The sequence below is a fragment of the Paraburkholderia caballeronis genome (assembly GCF_900104845.1).
In the GTDB taxonomy this organism is placed as follows: Bacteria; Pseudomonadota; Gammaproteobacteria; order Burkholderiales; family Burkholderiaceae; genus Paraburkholderia; species Paraburkholderia caballeronis.
Genome location: NZ_FNSR01000001.1, coordinates 1,414,187 through 1,433,114, shown reverse-complemented (window position 1 = coordinate 1,433,114; position 18,928 = coordinate 1,414,187). Strand labels below are relative to the sequence as shown.

At 66.0% G+C, this 18,928-nt stretch carries 15 protein-coding genes and 1 tRNA gene; 6 read left to right on the top strand and 10 right to left on the bottom strand.

Annotated features, from left to right (window positions below; genetic code table 11):
• Positions 1-78: 78 nt before the first annotated feature.
• Positions 79-633 carry a YhbY family RNA-binding protein gene (locus BLV92_RS06445; RefSeq protein WP_090543292.1) on the top strand — a complete coding sequence of 185 codons (555 nt, stop codon included), beginning with the start codon at positions 79-81 and terminating at the stop codon, positions 631-633.
• A 94-nt stretch (positions 634-727) separates the two neighbouring features.
• Here the strand turns inward: BLV92_RS06445 and BLV92_RS06440 are convergent, their stop codons facing one another.
• The 6 genes from BLV92_RS06440 to gloB form a co-directional block, all read right to left on the bottom strand.
• Complete coding sequence (locus tag BLV92_RS06440) at positions 728-1,267, bottom strand: DUF4149 domain-containing protein (RefSeq protein ID WP_090543290.1); 540 nt, start codon at positions 1,265-1,267, stop codon at positions 728-730.
• Positions 1,260-1,736, bottom strand: coding sequence for a transcription elongation factor GreA (gene greA, locus BLV92_RS06435; protein WP_090543288.1), 477 nt, complete (start codon positions 1,734-1,736; stop codon positions 1,260-1,262). Before greA ends, BLV92_RS06440 begins: the two co-directional genes overlap by 8 nt.
• A 186-nt stretch (positions 1,737-1,922) precedes the next feature.
• Positions 1,923-5,177, bottom strand: a complete 3,255-nt coding sequence (gene carB, locus BLV92_RS06430; RefSeq protein WP_090543286.1) for a carbamoyl-phosphate synthase large subunit — start codon at positions 5,175-5,177, stop codon at positions 1,923-1,925.
• 177 nt (positions 5,178-5,354) lie between these two features.
• The gene (gene carA / locus BLV92_RS06425; protein ID WP_090543284.1) at positions 5,355-6,515 is read right to left on the bottom strand and encodes a glutamine-hydrolyzing carbamoyl-phosphate synthase small subunit; all 1,161 of its coding nucleotides are present in this window, start codon (positions 6,513-6,515) and stop codon (positions 5,355-5,357) included.
• A gap of 518 nt (positions 6,516-7,033) precedes the next feature.
• Positions 7,034-8,677, bottom strand: coding sequence for a transglycosylase SLT domain-containing protein (locus BLV92_RS06420; protein WP_090543282.1), 1,644 nt, complete (start codon positions 8,675-8,677; stop codon positions 7,034-7,036).
• A 155-nt stretch (positions 8,678-8,832) separates the two neighbouring features.
• Positions 8,833-9,633 (bottom strand): hydroxyacylglutathione hydrolase, encoded by an 801-nt coding sequence (gene gloB / locus BLV92_RS06415; RefSeq protein ID WP_090543280.1) that lies wholly within the window; start codon positions 9,631-9,633, stop codon positions 8,833-8,835.
• A 20-nt stretch (positions 9,634-9,653) separates the two neighbouring features.
• Between gloB and BLV92_RS06410 the strand changes: the two genes are divergently transcribed.
• From BLV92_RS06410 to BLV92_RS06395, 4 genes are all read left to right on the top strand, one after another.
• On the top strand, positions 9,654-10,481 hold the full coding sequence (locus BLV92_RS06410; RefSeq protein WP_090543278.1) for a class I SAM-dependent methyltransferase: 828 nt from the start codon (positions 9,654-9,656) through the stop codon (positions 10,479-10,481).
• The gene (gene rnhA, locus BLV92_RS06405) at positions 10,478-10,927 is read left to right on the top strand and encodes a ribonuclease HI (RefSeq protein WP_090543276.1); all 450 of its coding nucleotides are present in this window, start codon (positions 10,478-10,480) and stop codon (positions 10,925-10,927) included. Before BLV92_RS06410 ends, rnhA begins: the two co-directional genes overlap by 4 nt.
• Before the next feature lie 55 nt (positions 10,928-10,982).
• Positions 10,983-11,732, top strand: a complete 750-nt coding sequence (dnaQ, locus tag BLV92_RS06400; RefSeq protein ID WP_090543274.1) for a DNA polymerase III subunit epsilon — start codon at positions 10,983-10,985, stop codon at positions 11,730-11,732.
• A gap of 48 nt (positions 11,733-11,780) precedes the next feature.
• Positions 11,781-11,855, top strand: a tRNA-Val gene (locus BLV92_RS06395).
• A 123-nt stretch (positions 11,856-11,978) separates the two neighbouring features.
• Here BLV92_RS06395 and BLV92_RS06390 read toward each other — a convergent pair.
• From BLV92_RS06390 to BLV92_RS06380, 3 genes are all read right to left on the bottom strand, one after another.
• A complete protein-coding gene (locus BLV92_RS06390) occupies positions 11,979-12,443 on the bottom strand; it encodes a DUF2214 family protein (RefSeq protein WP_090543272.1) in 465 nt (154 codons plus the stop codon).
• 97 nt (positions 12,444-12,540) lie between these two features.
• Complete coding sequence (locus BLV92_RS06385) at positions 12,541-13,425, bottom strand: hypothetical protein (RefSeq protein ID WP_090543269.1); 885 nt, start codon at positions 13,423-13,425, stop codon at positions 12,541-12,543.
• A gap of 347 nt (positions 13,426-13,772) precedes the next feature.
• Positions 13,773-14,837 carry a glycosyltransferase family 4 protein gene (locus BLV92_RS06380; protein WP_090543266.1) on the bottom strand — a complete coding sequence of 355 codons (1,065 nt, stop codon included), beginning with the start codon at positions 14,835-14,837 and terminating at the stop codon, positions 13,773-13,775.
• 681 nt (positions 14,838-15,518) lie between these two features.
• Here BLV92_RS06380 and BLV92_RS06375 point away from each other — a divergent pair.
• Complete coding sequence (locus BLV92_RS06375; RefSeq protein ID WP_090543264.1) at positions 15,519-17,354, top strand: ABC transporter ATP-binding protein; 1,836 nt, start codon at positions 15,519-15,521, stop codon at positions 17,352-17,354.
• A gap of 103 nt (positions 17,355-17,457) precedes the next feature.
• Here the strand turns inward: BLV92_RS06375 and otsA are convergent, their stop codons facing one another.
• Positions 17,458-18,900: an alpha,alpha-trehalose-phosphate synthase (UDP-forming) gene (gene otsA, locus BLV92_RS06370; protein ID WP_090543262.1), complete on the bottom strand. Its 1,443-nt coding sequence runs from the start codon at positions 18,898-18,900 to the stop codon at positions 17,458-17,460.
• Positions 18,901-18,928: the final 28 nt, after the last annotated feature.

The following is an 18,928-nucleotide window of genomic DNA, read 5'->3' as shown; positions in this document are numbered from 1 at the left end:
TCCGACGCGCTGCCTGCCGGACGGTCCGATTGACGGACCGCGCGGGCGCCGTCATTTTAGTCGAGTCTGCCACATCCCATGCCCGCCCTCTCACTGTCTGCCGAACAGCGCGCCGAACTGCGCTCCGCGGCTCATGCGCTCAAACCGGTTGTGCTCGTCGGCGCCGAGGGGCTGACCGACGCCGTGCTGAAGGAAATCGGGGTTCACCTCTCCGCGCATCAGTTGATCAAGATCCGTGTGTTCGGCGACGAGCGCGAAACGCGCATCGCGATCTACGAGGAAATCTGCGATCGGCTGAACGCCGCGCCGATCCAGCACATCGGCAAGCTGCTGGTGATCTGGAAACCCGAGGAACCCGCGCCGACGACGACCACCGCACGCGCCGGCGCACGCGGCACCGTGAAGCGCCCCGCGGCCGACGTGCCGGGTGCACGCGAGGCCCGCGAAGCGGGCAAGCGAGGCGCCGCGCCGCGCGTCGTCAAGGTCGTCAAACCGAGCGACAACCCGATGCGCCGCCCGAAGCCGCAGAAGGTGGTGGTGCGCGGCAACGAGCGCGTGACCCAGGGCGGTAACGTCAAGCGCGCGAAGAAGCGCCAGACGAGCGCGAAGCGTCAGCATCAGGGAACGAAATAAGCGGTGTGAAGCCAAGCGGTGTGAGGCGGCGGTTCGACCGCCGCCCACGCTCAACGGCGCGGTAAAAAACCGCGCGCCGCGACAGCGAAACGCTTCAACGAGCCGCGTCGTCAGCGGGACGAGCCTGTAGCCCATGCGCCGGCAGCAGCCAGACCAGCGCAATCCCGAGCAGGCTCTCGATCAGATAAAAAAGACTCGACACACCATGCAGCATGCCGAAGCGGCTTGCATACGGCGAACTGCCGACGTCCATCCCCGCACTCATCGCCTGGATGCGCAGCGCGTTCATGAACGGCTGCAGTGCGAAATAGCCGATCAGCACGCAAGCGAGCATCCCGACGAGCAGCCAGCGCAGCCGCCGGTACGCAACTACGCCGCGGCGCGACAACCCGTTGCACAGCATGAGCAGCAACACACCGAACAGCACGCCGGCAATGCCCTCGATCCGGAACAGTTGCGCGGCGACCGAGCCCGCCGTCATCCGGTCGAGCGACGCGAACAGCACCGGTGCGACCACATAACCGATCGTCACCTGCCCGCCGACCCACAGCATCGCGAGCAACCCGAACAGGCCATGAGGCGCTGAGGTTCCAGAATCCACGTCGGGCCGCCGTTCGGACCGCAGTTCAGACATACCGCACTTCGATGATCTCGTACTCGCGTACGCCGCCGGGCGCCTGCACCGCGGCAACGTCGCCTTCGGACTTGCCGATCAGCGCGCGCGCAATCGGCGAGCTGACCGAGATCAGTCCGTGTTCGAGATCGGCCTCGTCGTCGCCGACGATCTGGTAGGTGACCTTCTTGCCCGATTCGAGGTCTTCGAGATCGACGGTCGACGCGAACACCACGCGACCGTCCGCGTCGATCGACGACGGATCGATGATCTGCGCGGCCGCCAGCTTCGATTCGATTTCGGCGATGCGGCCTTCGATGAAGCCCTGCTTCTCCTTCGCCGCATCGTATTCCGCGTTTTCTGACAGATCGCCCTGCGCACGCGCTTCGGCGATCGAATTGATGACGGACGGACGCTCGACGGATTTCAGGCGCTGCAGTTCGTCGCGCAGCTGGTCTGCGCCTCGCTTGGTCAAGGGAATCGTGCTCATAGACAACTCATGCGGCCGAAACCGGCCATAAAAAAAATCACCGCGGTTAAGTGCATCCCGATGGGGGCGGACGCGCAATCCAATGCGTCCAGCCGCTCCTGTCAGGGACGCCGCTTAACCGCGGCAGTTAGCGGTTGATGCCTGCGTCACCGGGGTTTCAACGCGGTTGGACAGGCAATCGAAACCTTAGTTTAGGCGAGCGTGGAGGCCTTGTAAATCATAGACTTCCAGGTTCTTCAGATAGCGCAGACCTTCGACCGCGGCCCGCGCGCCGGACATCGTCGTATAGTACGTGACCTTGTTCGCCTGCGCGCTCATCCGGATCGAACGCGAATCGGCGATCGCCGCGCGCGTCTCGTCGACCGTCGTGAACACGAGTGCGATCTCGCCGTTCTTGATCATGTCGACGATGTGCGGACGGCCGTCCTTCACCTTGTTCACGACCCGCACCGGCACGCCGGCGGCTTCGATCGCGGCCGCGGTGCCCTTCGTCGCGACGATCGGATAACCGAGTTCGTGCAGCATGTGCGCGACTTCGACCGCCTTCGGCTTGTCCGCGTCCATCACCGTGATCAGCACCGTGCCCGACTCCGGCAGACGCGAGCCGGCCGCGAGCTGCGACTTGAACAGCGCCTCGCCGAACGTCTGGCCGACGCCCATCACTTCGCCGGTCGAACGCATCTCCGGCCCGAGCACCGGATCGACGGTCGGGAACTTGATGAACGGGAACACCGCTTCCTTCACGCTGAAATACGGCGGCACCACTTCCTTCGTGACGCCCTGCTGGGCGAGCTTCTGGCCGACCATGGCGCGCGCCGCGATCTTCGCGAGCGGCAGGCTCGTCGCCTTCGACACGTACGGCACCGTGCGCGACGCGCGCGGGTTCACTTCGAGCACGTAGATCACGTCCTCTTTCGAGCCGTCCATCTGCGGCACCTGCTGGATCGCGAACTGCACGTTCATCAGGCCGACCACGTTCAGCGCCTTCGCCATCGCGGCAGTCTGACGCTTCAGCTCGGCCACGGTTTCCTTCGACAGCGAGTACGGCGGCAGCGAGCACGCGGAGTCGCCCGAGTGCACGCCCGCCTGCTCGATGTGCTCCATCACGCCGCCGATGAACACCGCGTCGCCGTCCGAGATGCAGTCCACGTCGCACTCGATCGCATCGTTCAGGAAGCGGTCGAGCAGCACCGGCGAATCGTTCGACACCTTCACCGCCTCGCGCATGTAGCGTTCGAGGTCGCGCGGCTCGTGGACGATCTCCATCGCGCGGCCGCCGAGCACGTACGACGGCCGCACGACGAGCGGATAGCCGATTTCGTCGGCGAGCTTCAGCGCCTCGTCCTCGGCGCGCGCGGTGCGGTTCGGCGGCTGGCGCAGGTTCAGGTCCTGCAGCAGCTTCTGGAAACGCTCGCGGTCCTCGGCCGCGTCGATCATGTCCGGCGACGTGCCGACGATCGGCACGCCGTTCGCCTCCAGATCGAGCGCGAGCTTCAGCGGCGTCTGGCCGCCGTACTGCACGATCACGCCGAGCGGCTTTTCCTTGTCGACGATTTCGAGCACGTCTTCGAGCGTCAGCGGCTCGAAGTACAGGCGGTCGGACGTGTCGTAGTCGGTCGAAACGGTCTCGGGATTGCAGTTGACCATGATCGTTTCGTAGCCGTCCTCGCGCATCGCGAGCGCCGCGTGCACACAGCAATAGTCGAACTCGATACCCTGGCCGATCCGGTTCGGGCCGCCGCCCAGCACCATGATCTTCTTGTTGTCCGTCGGGTTCGCCTCGCACTCTTCCTCATAGGTCGAGTACATGTACGCGGTCTTCGTCGCGAACTCGGCCGCGCACGTGTCGACGCGCTTGTACACCGGGCGCACGTTCAGTTCGATACGGCGCGCGCGCACGTCGGCGGGTTTCGCGCCGAGCAGCTTCGCGAGGCGGCGGTCCGAGAAGCCGCTCTGCTTCAGATAACGCAGTTCGTCCGTCGTCAGGCTCGCGAGCGTGCGGCCCGCAAGCGCCTTCTCCTTGCGGACGATCTCTTCGATCTGCGCGAGGAACCACGGGTCGATCGACGTTTCCTCGAACACTTCTTCGCGCGTCATGCCGACGCGGAACGCGTCGCCGACGTACCAGATGCGGTCCGGACCGGCTTCGCCGATCTCGCGGACGATCTCGTCGCGGCTCGTGGTCTTTTCGTCGAGCCCGTCGACGCCGACTTCGAGACCGCGCAGCGCCTTCTGGAACGACTCCTGGAACGTGCGGCCGATCGCCATCACTTCGCCGACCGACTTCATCTGCGTCGTGAGGCGCGGGTCGGCTTCGCGGAACTTCTCGAACGCGAAACGCGGAATCTTCGTCACGACGTAGTCGATCGTCGGCTCGAACGACGCCGGCGTCTGACCGCCAGTGATTTCGTTCTTCAGTTCGTCGAGCGTGTAGCCGACCGCGAGCTTCGCGGCGACCTTCGCGATCGGGAAGCCGGTCGCTTTCGATGCGAGCGCCGACGAGCGCGACACGCGCGGGTTCATCTCGATCACGATCATGCGGCCGGTGCGCGGGTCGATCGAGAACTGCACGTTCGAGCCGCCGGTATCGACGCCGATCTCGCGCAGCACCGCGAGCGACGCGTCGCGCAGGATCTGGTATTCCTTGTCGGTCAGCGTCTGCGCAGGCGCGACGGTGATCGAGTCGCCGGTGTGGATGCCCATCGGGTCGAGGTTCTCGATCGAGCACACGATGATGCAGTTGTCCTTCTTGTCGCGGACCACTTCCATCTCGTACTCTTTCCAGCCGAGCAGCGATTCTTCGATCAGCAGTTCGCGCGTCGGCGACAGGTCGAGGCCGCGCTTGCAGATTTCCTCGAATTCCTCGCGGTTGTACGCGATGCCGCCGCCCGAGCCGCCCAGCGTGAACGACGGACGGATCACGACCGGATAACCGCCGGAGCCGGTCGCCACCGCGATTTCCGCGTGGACCTTCAGCGCCTCTTCCATCGAATGCGCGGTGCCGGATTTCGCGGAGCCGAGACCGATCTTGGTCATCGCGTCCTTGAACTTCTGGCGGTCCTCGGCCTTGTCGATCGCTTCCGGCGATGCGCCGATCAGTTCGACGCCGTACTTTTCGAGCACGCCGTGGTGATGCAGGTCGAGCGCGCAGTTCAGCGCGGTCTGGCCGCCCATCGTCGGCAGGATCGCGTCCGGGCGCTCCTTCGCGATGATGCGCTCCACCACTTCCCACGTGATCGGCTCGATGTACGTCACGTCCGCCGTATTCGGGTCGGTCATGATCGTCGCCGGATTGCTGTTGACGAGAATGACCTTGTAGCCTTCCTCACGCAGCGCCTTGCATGCCTGCGCGCCCGAATAGTCGAACTCGCACGCCTGGCCGATGATGATCGGACCCGCGCCGATGATGAGGATGCTGTTGATGTCTGTCCGCTTGGGCATAACGCTCTCGCTAATGTATTGCTTTGTGTCGTTCGTCCGTTGGCAGCCCGCGTCGCAACTCGTGCGCCTTCGAGGCCGCGCCGGACGCTATATGCGTACCGCCGGGTAGGCGCCGGGAAGAACCGTGACCGGTTCCCGCCGGCGCGCCGTGTGCTTTTATTGGCCTGCGCGTTCGCGTCAGGCGGCCGCGCTGCCGCGCTTGCCGTTTTTCGCCGCGTCCATCGATGCGGTGAAGCGATCGAACAGATAGCCGATGTCGTGCGGGCCGGGCGACGCTTCCGGGTGCCCCTGGAAGCAGAACGCGGGCTTGTCCGTCAGTTCGAAGCCTTGCAGCGTGCCGTCGAACAGCGAGATGTGCGTGACGCGCGCGTTCGCCGGCAGCGTGGCCGCATCGACCGCGAAACCGTGGTTCTGCGACGTGATCACGACGCGGCCGTCCGCGAGATCCTTCACCGGATGGTTCGCGCCGTGGTGGCCGGTCTTCATCTTCATCGTCTTCGCGCCGACCGCGAGGCCCATGATCTGGTGGCCAAGGCAGATGCCGAACGTCGGGATGCCGCGCGCGATGAACTCCTGCGTCGCGCGGATCGCGTAGCCGCACGGCTCCGGATCGCCGGGGCCGTTCGACAGGAACACGCCGTCCGGATTCAGCGCGAACGCGTCGGCGGCACTCGCCTGCGCGGGCAGCACGGTCACGTGGCAGCCGCGCTCCGCGAGCATCCGCAGGATGTTGTGCTTGACGCCGTAGTCGAACGCGACGACGCGATACTTCGGCGCGGCCTGCTGGCGGTAGCCTTCGCCGAGACGCCATTCGGTCGTCGTCCACTCGTACGGCTGCTGCGTGGACACGACCTTCGCGAGATCCATCCCGGCGAGGCCCGGGAACGAGCGCGCGAGCTCAAGCGCCTTTGCTTCGTCGCCGGAACCGGCGAGAATCGCGCCGTTTTGCGCGCCCTTGTCGCGCAGCACGCGCGTCAGCTTGCGCGTGTCGATGCCGGCGATCGCGACCACGCCTTCGTCACGCAGATAGTCGGCCAGCGTGCGCTCCATCCGGAAATTCGACGCGAGCACCGGCAGGTCGCGGATGATGAGCCCGGCGGCATGGACTTTCGTCGCCTCGACGTCTTCGGCGTTGACGCCGACGTTGCCGATGTGCGGGTACGTCAGGGTAACGATCTGGCGTGCATAACTCGGGTCGGTCAGGATTTCCTGATAGCCGGTGATCGCCGTGTTGAACACGACTTCACCGATCGTATGACCTGGAGCGCCAATCGAGTAACCACGAAAGACCGTGCCGTCGGCGAGCGCGAGCAGAGCGGGAGAGAAAGACGGCAACACGGGAGACTCCTTGGGGAACACCCTGTGCCGACCTGTTTATCCGACCGTGCGGCTTGCGGCGTGGGCATTGCGGGGAATGCTCGCGGCAGGCTCGCTCGCGGTTCGCAGCGTCGATTCCGGGGTATCGCGCAAGCCTCGCACAGCGGTCGAACGACCCGGCGGCTGGCCCGGCAACCCGCGGAATGCGCGCAACGCGCGGGCGGATGAACGGATGGGAGAAGGTAGGCGCTAGGGGTGCGGGTTGATAAGCTCAAACCTTGAAATTATAGCGCGAAAGTACCCTTTTCTTCAAACCGGAGATGGGCCAGCCGTCAGGGATACCGGCTCCGGCGCGGCACCGGCGCCGCTGTGCCGCCTGCCTTCGCCAGGCCTTGCACCGGGCGCTTCGACGGCCTGAAAACGAAAAACGCCGCCGCCCGGAGGCGACGGCGCATCAGGAAAACGATGAGTGATCGGAGCGCAATTCACGCGTTGCCCCCGCAACGCATGGGGTCACCCTTCGCGAGCCGCTTTTCTTGTTACTTGCTCTTTTGCGCCTGGGCCGCGGCCTTCGGGCGGCTTGCCACGTCCTTCGACGCCTTGCTGGCCGCGCCCGACGACTTGCCCTTCACCGGCTCCGCCACCTTCACGACCCCGGTTCGCGCGCGACCATGATTCTTATCGTACCGCGATCTGGAACCGCTGTTGTCGTTCATCCGGGTTCCGATCCGCTGGACCCCGCCGCCGCGCACGTTCGTCGCGATCCGCTCCGGACCCGGCTCGCTCGGCATCGCCTTGCCGACCGGCACGTGCAGCACCAGCACCTGGCCCGGCGCGACCGCGTCGCGGCGCGTCTTGTTCCACGCCTTCAACTGACCGACCGACACGCCGTAGCGGCTCGCGACCGCGACCATCGACTGCTTGCGGCGCACGCGGATCAGCATCTTGCGCGTGTCCGGCACGTCCGGCTCCATCGCGAGCACCGCGCTTTCGGCGACATCCGCGCTGATGTCCTCGTCGTCGCCATCGTCGGTGCGCGGCACGACGATCGTCGAGCCGGCCTTCAGCCGCATGCCGGCCGGGATCTTGTTCACCGACATCAGCGTGTCCGCATCGACGCCGATCTTCTGCGCGATCGCCGTCGGCGTCGCGCGCTGATCGACCGTGTAGGTCGTCCACGACGACAGTTGCCCCGCATACGACTTCAGGTTGCGCTCGAACGCGCTCGCGTTGTCGAACGGCAGCAGGATCTGCGTCGAGCCGAGAATCACCGGCTTCTTGAACGACGGGTTCAGCGTGCGGAACTCGTCGGTGGAGATGTTCGACAGCCGCGCCGCGACGTCGACGTCGATGTCGTGCGACGTGGTGACGGTCACGAAGTACGGGTGATTCGGAATCGACGGCAGCGCGAGCCCGAACTGCTGCGGGTTCATCACGATGTTCTTCACCGCCTGCAGCTTCGGCACGTAGTTGCGCGTTTCGTTCGGCATGCGCAGGCTCTGGTAGTCGGTCGGCAGACCCGCGGCCTCGTTGCGCGCGATCGCGCGCTGCACGTTGCCCTCGCCCCAGTTGTACGCGGCGAGCGCCAGATACCAGTCGCCGAACATGTCATGCAGGCGCGACAGATAGTCGAGCGCCGCGCTCGTCGACGCGAGCACGTCGCGCCGCTCGTCCTGCCACATGTTCTGCTTCAGGTTGTACGTGCGGCCGGTGCCCGGCACGAACTGCCACATGCCCGCAGCCTTCGCGACCGACAGCGCCTGCGGGTTGTACGCGGACTCGATGAACGGCAGCAGCGCCAGCTCGGTCGGCATGTGACGCGCTTCGAGCTCCTCAACGATGTGATACAGATATTTTTGCGACCGCTCGGTCATCCGCGCGACGTAGTCCGGGCGCTGTGCGTACCAGTTCGCCTGCATGTCGACGAGGTCGCTCTGCAGATCGGGCATCTGGAAACCGCGGCGAATGCGCGCCCACAGATCGGCGTCGGCGCTCGTCAGTTGAGCGACCGAGCTGTTGTCGACATCGATGGTTTCTTTCGCGGCGGAGGTCTTGCGGAGGGTATCGGCTAAGGCTTGAGGGTCGGCTAAGGCCGCCTTGCTGCTGGGGTTGCTCGCAGTTGGCCCCCCGCTCGCGCAGGCGGCGAGCAGCAGGACCAGCAGCGCACTAAAGATGAATCGCATGAACGTCTCGACTTCCGCATGGCTGGAATTTGCAGCCGATAGTACGGAAGCGAACCGTTCCCGTCAACGAAAAAAATCCAAAAAAACCATGCAAATCCATAGCTTGGGTGTCATTCCATACTTTTGGGATGAGCATACCCGCGCGATTCTCCTGGTCAGCGGAACCGGTTTTTCCATTCGCGCATCAACGCGAACGCGGCAAGCCGATCCGTCACCGTTTCGTGCAACTGTCCGGCGAGCGTCGCCTGAATGGCCGGCTCGCCGGCGCGCAAAAACGGATTGACCGCGCGCTCGTGCGCGATCGTCGTCGGCAGCGTCGGCTCGCCGCGCTCGCGCAGCGCGGCCGCGTCGCGGCTCCATGCCTGCAGCGCGTCGTTGCCCGGTTCGCACGCGAGCGCGAAGCGGATGTTCGACAGCGTGTACTCGTGCGCGCAATGCACGTGGGTCGCGCCGGGCAGCGCGGCGAGCGCGTCGAGCGACGTCAGCATCTGCGCGGGCGTGCCTTCGAACAGGCGTCCGCAGCCGCACGCGAACAGCGTGTCGCCGCAGAACAGGTGCGGCGTGCCGGACGGATCGGCTGCCTGGAAGTACGCAATATGGCCACGCGTGTGGCCCGGCACGTCGATGACGTCGAAGTCGAGCGACGGCGCATCCAGATGCACGCGATCGCCGCCCTTCACGCGTGTGACGAACGGATCGAGTGCGCCGAGCGCCTCGGTTGCCGGACCATAGACCGGCACGCGCGCATCGCTCAGCAGATCGGCCACGCCGCCGACGTGGTCGTTGTGGTGATGGGTGAGTAAAATAGCGACGAGCCGCCAACCCCGCTTCGCCAGATACGCGCGAACCGGCGCGGCATCGCCCGGATCGACGGCAACCGCATTCGCTCCGTCCGACACGACCCAGATGTAGTTGTCTTCGAAAGCCGGCACCGGCACATACGCAAGCGAATTCATGGGGCGACGCATTCTTCATTATGTCTGACCGAACGATTATAGACTGGGCCGCCTGGACCGCCTCGCCCGCCGGACGCTACGTGCTCGGCTGGGAGCAGCGGCAGCTCGACCGCGTCGTATCGGACGTGTTCGGTTACCATGCGCTGCAGCTCGGCATGCCGCAGCTCGACGCACTGCGCGAAAACCGGATGCCGTGTCGCGGCCTGGTGCTCGACGCGGCGGTCGCGTCCAGCGCGCCGTACACGCCGCCGCTCGCGCGCGCGAACGGCGGGTTGCCGGCGCTGCCGGGACAGCACGCGCCGGAAGGACGCAGCGCGGTCTGGTGCGACCTGCTCGATCTGCCGTTCGAGGCGCAGAGCGTCGACCTGATCGTGATGCCGCACACGCTCGAATTCACGAGCGATCCGCACCGGCTGCTGCGCGAGGCGGAGCGCGTGCTGATGCCCGAAGGCCGGCTGCTGATCGTCGGCTTCAACTCGCTCAGCCTGTGGGGCGCGCGGCAGTCGGCCGGCCGCCTCACCGGGCGGCCGTTCATTCCGGCGCGCCACGACCTGATTGCGTTCACCCGGCTGAAGGACTGGATCAAGCTGCTCGGCTTCGAGCTTGAACGCGGACGCTTCGGCTGCTATCGTCCGCCGCTCGCAACCGACAAGTGGTACACGCGCTACGCGTTCATGGAAGCCGCCGGCGACCGCTGGTGGCCGATCTTCGGCGCGGTGTACATCGTGACCGCAATCAAGCGCGTGCGCGGCATGCGGCTCGTCGGCCCGGTGAAGGTGAAAAAACCGGTGCTCGCGCCGAGCCTGAAGGCCGCCACTCCCTCGACCACACGCAACAAGGACTCATGACTGCTCCCGACTTCGTCGAAATCTTCACGGACGGCGCCTGCAAAGGGAATCCCGGCCCGGGCGGCTGGGGCGCGCTGCTGCGCTTCGGCGCACAGGAAAAGGAACTGTTCGGCGGCGAAGCCGCCACGACCAACAACCGGATGGAACTGATGGCGGTGATCGCCGCGCTCGACGCGCTGAAGCGCCCGTGCCGCGTGATCGTCCATACCGACTCGCAGTACGTGCAGAAAGGCATCAGCGAGTGGATTCACGGCTGGAAGAAGAAAAACTGGATGACGGCAGCCAAAACGCCGGTGAAGAACGACGACCTGTGGAAGCGGCTCGACGCGCTCGTCGCGCAACACGAGATCGAATGGCGCTGGGTGAAGGGCCACGCCGGCCACCCGGAAAACGAACGCGCGGACGCGCTCGCGAACCGCGGCGTCGCGACGCTCGCCCAGCTTTGACCGGCCGCCGCGCCGCCGCCCGACCGCACGAACAGAAATCTCGACTCATCCGACCATGCGCCAGATCATCCTCGATACCGAAACCACCGGCCTGAACGCCCGCACCGGCGACCGCATCATCGAAATCGGCTGCGTCGAGCTGGTGAACCGCCGGCTCACCGGCAACAACCTGCACTTCTACGTGAACCCGGAACGCGACAGCGACCCCGGCGCGCTCGCGGTGCACGGCCTCACGACCGAGTTCCTCCGCGACAAGCCGAAGTTCGGCGAGATTGCAGGCCAGGTGCTGGACTTCGTCCGCGGCGCGGACATCATCATCCACAACGCGCCGTTCGACATCGGCTTCCTCGACGCCGAACTCGCGCTGCTCGGGCTGCCCGGCTTCCGCGACCACTGCGGAGAGATCATCGACACGCTCGTGCAGGCAAAGCAGTTGTTCCCCGGCAAACGCAATTCGCTAGATGCGCTATGCGACCGCCTGGGCGTCAGCAACGCGCACCGGACACTGCACGGCGCGCTGCTCGACTCGGAACTGCTGGCCGAGGTCTATCTCGCGATGACGCGCGGCCAGGAAAGCCTCGTGATCGACATGCTGAACGAGACGGCCGAGAAGAACGACATCGCGACGCCCGGCGTGAAAATCGACATGCTCGCGCTGCCGGTGATCGCCGCGAACGACGACGAACTGGCCGCGCACCAGGCGGTGCTCGACGGTCTCGACAAGGCGCTCAAAGGCACGAGCGTGTGGCGGACCCAACCGGTCGCCGCCGACACGACGAATCCGGCGGATGTGCAGGCTGTTTAAAAAGTGCTTTACGAGACGGCCAAGTCCTGACATAATTCAAAGCTCTTCGGGTGGTTAGCTCAGCGGTAGAGCACTGCCTTCACACGGCAGGGGTCACTGGTTCGATCCCAGTACTACCCACCAGAATTTCTGGTGTTGGTAAAGACAAGACACCGAAGAACGAAGGGCTTGCTCAGCAATGAGCAAGCCCTTTTTCTTTGCCTTTCCTTATCTGCCAGATCAACGCGATACGCGCGCGGCAAGCCGCTACTCCACACCCGCCCCTGCCCCGATGCCCCGCGCCATCCCGGACGCGGCAAACAGCATCACGACCAGCAACACCGCCTGCACCGCGCCGATCCGCGAATACTTCGGCGCGGCGGTCAGATCCGGCACGTCGCCGCGCCGGCAGGCAAGACGCCAGCGCAGCAGCGCCATCATCGGCGCGACTTCCAGTGCGAGGATCAGCACCAGCGCGCCCATCTTCAGATGGAACAGCGGCTCGTGCAGATAGTAGTCCGCGCCCTTGTCGAACCCGCCGAAGGCGCGCATCACGCCGGTCACGATCAGCACGAGCGCGGAAACGCCCCAGCCGTTGTCCGCGCTGAACACGGCGGGCAAATCCTCGGTGGTGGTGCAGCGGCGCAGACCGCGCGAGCGCCGCAGGATCGACGCGAACGCGTAGCCGAATGCGAGCAGATGAACGGCGGCAAGCAACCAACTGGCGAGCATGGCGACTCCTTCGAAAGCGCGACGGGATCGGCAAGCGGGTCCGCGAAGCGTGTGGGCGCGGCGCGCGGGACAGCCGGTACGGCTACTACGGATTCTGTTACGTCTGCCTGAGCGCCGCGTCGAGCGCGCGCGCGGCCACGCGATCGCCCTCGGTCGCGAGCGGCACGCGAAACACAGTCTGTCGATTATGACCGGCCGCCGCCGGCGAGTCCCACAGCAGTTCCACGTTCGGCCGGCGCCCCCATGCGAAGCGCCGCAGCCCGGCCGCGTGCACGGCGGAAGAAGACGCGACGGGACGCACGACGACCGCCGTGCCCGACGCCTCCGGCGCGGCGGATACGTCGACCTCGCCGACCTCGCCGGACACATCGACCGAGGCCTGTGCCGCCGCGCCCTCCAGCGGCCAGCGCACCGACAACTCGCGCGCGTCGTATTGCCCGACCTTGCGGCTTTCGGCCCAGACGACCGTCGTGCGCGTCGCCGCATCGACCGACACCGCATAACGCCCGATCGCGAAGCGTCGCGCGGCGATGTTGGTGCGCCACAGCGCGCGCGGCCGGCAGATCCAGACCACGGCCGCATACAGCGCCGGCGCGACGACGAGCCAGCCGTTGGTCGCGGCGATCGCGTGAACGGTGCGCCGCCAGCCGGCGCTCCACACGAACGCGCCGACCGACCAGACCGCGAACAGGAAACCGAGCGCCGCGAAGAGGCGCAGCGCCTGGCGCAACCACTGCGGCAGCGGATGAAACGGCCGCTCCGCGCGCGGGCTCGCGCCGGGCAGGAAGATCAGCAGGAACAGAAAAACGAGATTGATGCACGCCCACGGCGACGACGCCATGCCGGTCAGCGCCGCGACGAAGTTCATCTGGGACATCGAGAACAACCACCGCGCGAGGATCACGAGACCGATCGCGCGCAATGCGAACAGCGTTCCCGCACCGGGAATCGCTGCTGCGCGCGTCTCTTTCGTCCTCGCCAAGGCCTTTCTCCTGTGTCGAACCCGCTTGGCGCTTTAGCGCCTGGTGGGTTCCCATGCAAAGCTGTCGACCGGAGTTAGCGCTTCAGCGCCAACCCCGATCCCATGCAGATGGTTGCCGCCCCGATCGCGCCGCGGGATGTTGCGGCACGGCCGCCATTATAGGGACATTGCTGCGCCGCCTCACGCTCGACGCGCTGGTACAACAGCGGCGAACAGCACGGACGCGACAACGCCCCGGTGCTTTCGCACACGGGGCGTTGTTCGGGATGAGGCGCAGAGTCGGAACTACCGCGCCACCATCGGCGCCGGTCCCACAAGCGGGCTGCGCGCCAAGGAGTCCGCCGCGATCACCCTGCCGCGACTTCGCGCAGCACGGTGCGGCGCTTCTGACGCAGCAGCTCTTCGTAGACGGCCACGTAGTTCTTCGCCATCACCTTCGACGAAAAACGCTTTTCGAACGCGGCGCGCACGGTTTCGCGCGGCAGCGACGACAGGCGCTTCACGGCGGCGACCGCGCTGATTTCGTCCTCGACGACGAAACCGGACACGCCGTTCTCGATCACTTCCGGCACCGAGCCGCGGTTGAACGCGATCACCGGCGTGCCGCACGCCATCGCCTCGATCATCACGAGGCCGAACGGCTCCGGCCAGTCGATCGGGAACAGCAGCGCATGCGCGTTGCCGAGGAATTCGGTCTTTTCGGCTTCGCTGATTTCACCGATGTACTCGACGTGCGGCAGCGCCATCAGCGGCTTGATGACTTCCTCGTAGTACGCGCGGTCGGCCTTGTCGAGCTTCGCGGCGACCTTCAGCTTCATGCCGGCCTTCTCGGCGATGCGGATCGCGGTGTCGAGACGCTTTTCCGGCGAGATGCGGCCGAGGAACGCGAGGTAGCCCGGCTTCACGTCCGGAATCGGCTTCAGCAGGTTTTCCGGCAGGCCGTGATAGACCGTCGACAGCCAGTTCGCCTGCGGCAGCGGGATGCGCTGGTTGTCCGAGATCGAGACGACCGGCACGTCGCTGAACGTGTTGAAGATCGGCTGCAGTTCCGGCAGGTCGAGACGGCCGTGCATCGTCGTCAGGAACGGCACCGGCTGGCGCGCGAACAGCGAGAACGGGTAATAGTCGATGTGGAAGTGCAGCACGTCGAATTCGTCCGCGCGGCGGCGCACTTCTTCGAGCAGCAGCATATGCGGCGCCATCACGTCGCGAATCGTCGGATCGAGGCGCAGCGCCTGCGGCCAGAACGCTTCCAGCTTCGCCGAGGTCACCGAATCGCCGCTGGCGAACAGGGTGACGTCATGGCCCTGCTCGACGAGCGCTTCGGTCAGGTAGGAGACCACCCGTTCCGTACCGCCATACAGCTTGGGAGGAACCGCCTCGTGCAACGGAGCGATTTGAGCGATTCGCATAGTTGGTGAACTCCTTCCTCAAAAATTCAGGCACTGCAATATGTTTGACAATCGACCTTCGCCGCGCCGGCCACCCGGCCGTGCGCCACACGAGGCGTTCCGTACCGCTACCGCACCGGCATTGCCGGTACACGAGCCGTTGCAGTTGCTGGACGAAACGGCACATGCGGTAAACGCGCAGGGGTCGCGGTCGTTGACACACAAGCTGTCAGATTCCCTACGCTATCGTCCGAGTCGGCATTATCGTTGCTGCGCACCACCTGCGGACGAGACATTTCAAATGCTTTACGTTGTTACAGACCGGAAACACTCGACAACCCCCTGTTTTAAAAGACAGTTCTAGATTGGGACGAATGTTTTGTGCAAAGCCGCAACGCGCACCCTCGACGACCGGCAACCCGTTGCGCAAGCTCGGGCCACTGGCTTCCGGGCTGAATGCAATCCGTAATTGTATCTCTAAAAAGGGCCGGGATTTCGCTTGAACCTTTGCCGCAACAACGCCGGACGCGGACGTCGCGGCAGACGCGCCATCGCGATATGATGCGCCGCCCGTCGAACGGCAGGCGGTGCGTCATGCGCAAGGGGTGTTTACAATGCGGGAAGTCCGCCATTGCCTGCGCGCAATTCTTTTCCCTTTGACCTCTCACGGACAGCCTGTCCGCCAGACCGACCACCGATCAATTGGAACATTTGACCATCGCCCAGCGTAACGCCCATAACGCCAAGCTCGCGAGCTATGCGCGGCGGCCGCTCGCGTTCCTGTTTCGTTACATCCAGCGCCACCCGCTCGCGCACGCGATCGTGCTGTGCAGCGTGTTCGCGGCCGTCGGCTGCGCGCTCGCCTCACAGTACGCGATCAAGCATCTGATCGACGTGCTCGGCGCCGGCCGGCACCATCCCGGCCCGCTGTGGAGCGCGTTCGCGATCCTCGTCGGCCTGATCGCCGCCGACAACCTGCTGTGGCGGGTCGGCGGCTGGGTCGCCGCCCGCACGTTCGTCACGGTCACCGGCGACCTGCGCCGCGACCTGTTCCAGTATCTGAGCGGCCATTCGCCGACGTATTACGCGGAGAAACAGCCCGGCACGCTCGCGAGCCGCATCACCGCGACGTCGAACGCCGTCTACACCGCCGAGAACACGACCGCGTGGAACGTGCTGCCGCCGTGCATCGCGGTGATGGGCGCGATCGTGATGATCGTCGCCGTGAATCCGCTGATGGCGGCCGGCCTGCTGATCTGCTCGGCGATCCTGTCGATCATCCTGTACAAGCTCGCCGGGCGCGGCTCCGCGCGGCACCACTTCTTCGCGTCAAAAGCGGCGTCGGTCGACGGCGAACTCGTCGACGTGATCAGCAACATGGCGCTCGTGCGCGCGTTCGGCATGACGTTCCGCGAGCAGCGGCGCTTCGGCCTCACCGTGAAGCACGAGATGGACGCGCGCCAGGCGAGCCTGCTGTATCTGGAAAAGCTGCGGCTGCTGCACGCGGTGATCACCGCGCTGCTGTCCGCCGGCCTGCTCGGCTGGGCGCTGTGGCTGTGGGACCAGGGCAAGGCGACGTCCGGCGACATCGTGCTCGTCAGCTCGCTCGGCTTCACGATCCTGCACGGCACGCGCGACCTCGCGGTCGCGCTGGTGGACGTCACGCAGCACATCGCGCGGCTCGCGGAAGCGGTGCAGACGCTGCTGGAGCCGCACGGCATGCCGGACCGCTCCGACGCGACCGAACTCGTGCCGCAAGGCGGCCGCGTCGATTTCGAGGGCGTCACGTTCGCGTATCCGCACCGCAAGCCGATCCTCGACCACTTCGACCTGCGCATCGAGCCAGGCCAGCGCGTCGGCCTGATCGGCAAGTCGGGCGCGGGCAAGACGACCGTGCTCGCGCTGCTGCAACGTTTCTACGAGGTCCAGGGCGGCGCGATCAAGGTCGACGGCCAGGACATCGCGGCGGTCACCCAGGACAGCCTGCGCCATGCGATCGCGCTGGTGCCGCAGGACATCTCGCTGTTCCACCGGACGATCTACGAGAACATCGCCTATGGCCGCCCGGAAGCGAGCCGCGAAGAAGTACTCGCGGCCGCGCGCGAAGCGCGTTGCACCGACTTCATCGAGGCGATGCCGGAAGGCTACGACACGATCGTCGGCGACCGCGGCGTGAAGCTGTCCGGCGGCCAGCGCCAGCGCATCGCGATCGCGCGCGCGATCCTGAAGAACGCGCCGATCCTGCTGCTCGACGAAGCGACGTCGGCGCTCGACAGCGCGTCCGAGGAAGCGATCCAGCAGGCGCTCGACCGGCTGATGGTCGGCCGCACGGTGATCGCGATCGCGCACCGGCTGTCCACGCTGCAGAACTTCGACCGCATCATCGTGATGAGCACGGGCAAGGTGATCGACGACGGCAGCCCCGACGAACTGCGCAACCGGCCGGGGCTTTATCGCGAGCTGCTCGCGAAGCAGTACGGCAAAGGCTCGACGCTGCATCTCGGCAGCAAGAAGAGCGACGAGAAACACGTCGCATAAGCCAGCCGAGCTGTGTCGGAAACGAAAAAGCCGCTTCGTCGACCGAAGCGGCTTTTTTATTGGTCGATGGTTCAGAAGCGGGCTTGACCTCCGGCCGGTCGGGTCAGTCCGCCAGCGGCATCGGCACGACGCCCGCCGCCGCCGACGCACCCGCCTCCCGCTTGCCGACCCGCGACAGATCCCGCATGAAGCGGTCGCGCCACACCGACACGTTGTTCTGGCGCAGTTGCGCGAGCATGTCCCGATGCCGCGCCTGGCGCTCGGCGACCGGCATCGCGAGCGCGACCGCCAGCGCGTCGGCCATCCCGTCGGTGTCGAACGGATTCACGATCAGCGCGCCGGTCAGTTCCTGCGCCGCGCCCGCGAAGCACGACAGCACCAGCACGCCGGGATCGTCCGGGTCCTGCGCCGACACGTACTCCTTCGCGACGAGGTTCATCCCGTCGCGCAGCGGCGTCACGTAACCGACGTGCGACGCGCGGAACAGCGCGGCGAGCACCGCCCGCTCGTACTGTCGGTGGATGTACCAGATCGGCGTCCAGTCGAGTTCCGCGAAACGGCCGTTGATGCGGCCCGACTCCGCTTCGAGCCGCAGCCGGATGTCCTGGTACGCATGCAGGTCCGCGCGCGTCGGCGGCGCGATCTGCACGAACGACACGCGGTTGCGCTGCGACGGCGCCTGGTCGAGCAGCCGCTCGAACGCGCGGAAGCGCTCGACCAGCCCCTTCGAATAATCGAGCCGGTCGACGCTCATGATCACCTTGCGGCCGTGCAGCGTCGCCTTCAGCGTGCGCACCGGCTTGCCGCGCTCGCCGGCCTTCGCGAGTTCGGCGATCTCGTCCGGATAAACGCCGATCGGATAGTCGCCCGCGCGCAGCGTCTGCCCGAACGCATCGATACGCGTGAGGCCGTCGTCGAGCCGCTCGACGGAGCCGCCCGCCTCGTTGACGATGTAATCGCAGAACGCACGCAGATCCGGCTTCGTCTGGAAGCCGAGCAGATCGAACGAACACAGCGCCTCGACCAGTTCGCGATGGGGCGGCACCGCGAGCAGCACCTGCGACGCCGGAAACGGAATGTGCAGGAAAAAACCGATCCGGTTGTGCACGCCCGCCGCGCGCAACGCCTGCGCGAACGGAATCAGGTGATAGTCGTGGACCCAGATCACGTCGTCGTCGCGCAGCAGCGGCACGAGTTGCTGCGCGAGCCACGCGTTCACGCGGCGGTAGCCTTCGAAGTCATGGCGATCGTACTGGACGAGATCCGCGCGATAGTGGAACGCGGGCCACAGCGTCGCGTTCGAGAATCCGCGGTAATACTGGTCGTAGTCGCGCCGCAGCAGCCCGATGGTCGCGAACGTCACCGGGCCGCGCTCCTCGACGGCGATCTGCGGCTGGCCGCTCGACAGCACGTCGCCGCTCCAGCCGAACCACATGCCGCCCGTTTCCTTCAGCGCGTCGTACACGCCGACCGCGAGGCCGCCGGCGGCCGGGCCGCCTTCCGAGATCGGCGCCACCCGGTTCGACACGATGATCAATCGGCTCATGAATTCCCCGCTCCGCGCAAGACTGGAT

Bases quoted from the DNA above. Each gene is read 5' to 3' on its own strand.
- greA (WP_090543288.1), bottom strand. From the start codon at position 1,736: ATGAGCACGATTCCCTTGACCAAGCGAGGCGCAGACCAGCTGCGCGAC.
- BLV92_RS06380 (WP_090543266.1), bottom strand. From the start codon at position 14,837: ATGCGAATCGCTCAAATCGCTCCGTTGCACGAGGCGGTTCCTCCCAAG.
- BLV92_RS06410 (WP_090543278.1), top strand. From the start codon at position 9,654: ATGTCTGACCGAACGATTATAGACTGGGCCGCCTGGACCGCCTCGCCC.
- BLV92_RS06420 (WP_090543282.1), bottom strand. From the start codon at position 8,677: ATGCGATTCATCTTTAGTGCGCTGCTGGTCCTGCTGCTCGCCGCCTGC.
- BLV92_RS06390 (WP_090543272.1), bottom strand. From the start codon at position 12,443: ATGCTCGCCAGTTGGTTGCTTGCCGCCGTTCATCTGCTCGCATTCGGC.
- otsA (WP_090543262.1), bottom strand. From the start codon at position 18,900: ATGAGCCGATTGATCATCGTGTCGAACCGGGTGGCGCCGATCTCGGAA.
- rnhA (WP_090543276.1), top strand. From the start codon at position 10,478: ATGACTGCTCCCGACTTCGTCGAAATCTTCACGGACGGCGCCTGCAAA.
- carB (WP_090543286.1), bottom strand. From the start codon at position 5,177: ATGCCCAAGCGGACAGACATCAACAGCATCCTCATCATCGGCGCGGGT.
- BLV92_RS06440 (WP_090543290.1), bottom strand. From the start codon at position 1,267: ATGTCTGAACTGCGGTCCGAACGGCGGCCCGACGTGGATTCTGGAACC.
- dnaQ (WP_090543274.1), top strand. From the start codon at position 10,983: ATGCGCCAGATCATCCTCGATACCGAAACCACCGGCCTGAACGCCCGC.
- BLV92_RS06445 (WP_090543292.1), top strand. From the start codon at position 79: ATGCCCGCCCTCTCACTGTCTGCCGAACAGCGCGCCGAACTGCGCTCC.
- gloB (WP_090543280.1), bottom strand. From the start codon at position 9,633: ATGAATTCGCTTGCGTATGTGCCGGTGCCGGCTTTCGAAGACAACTAC.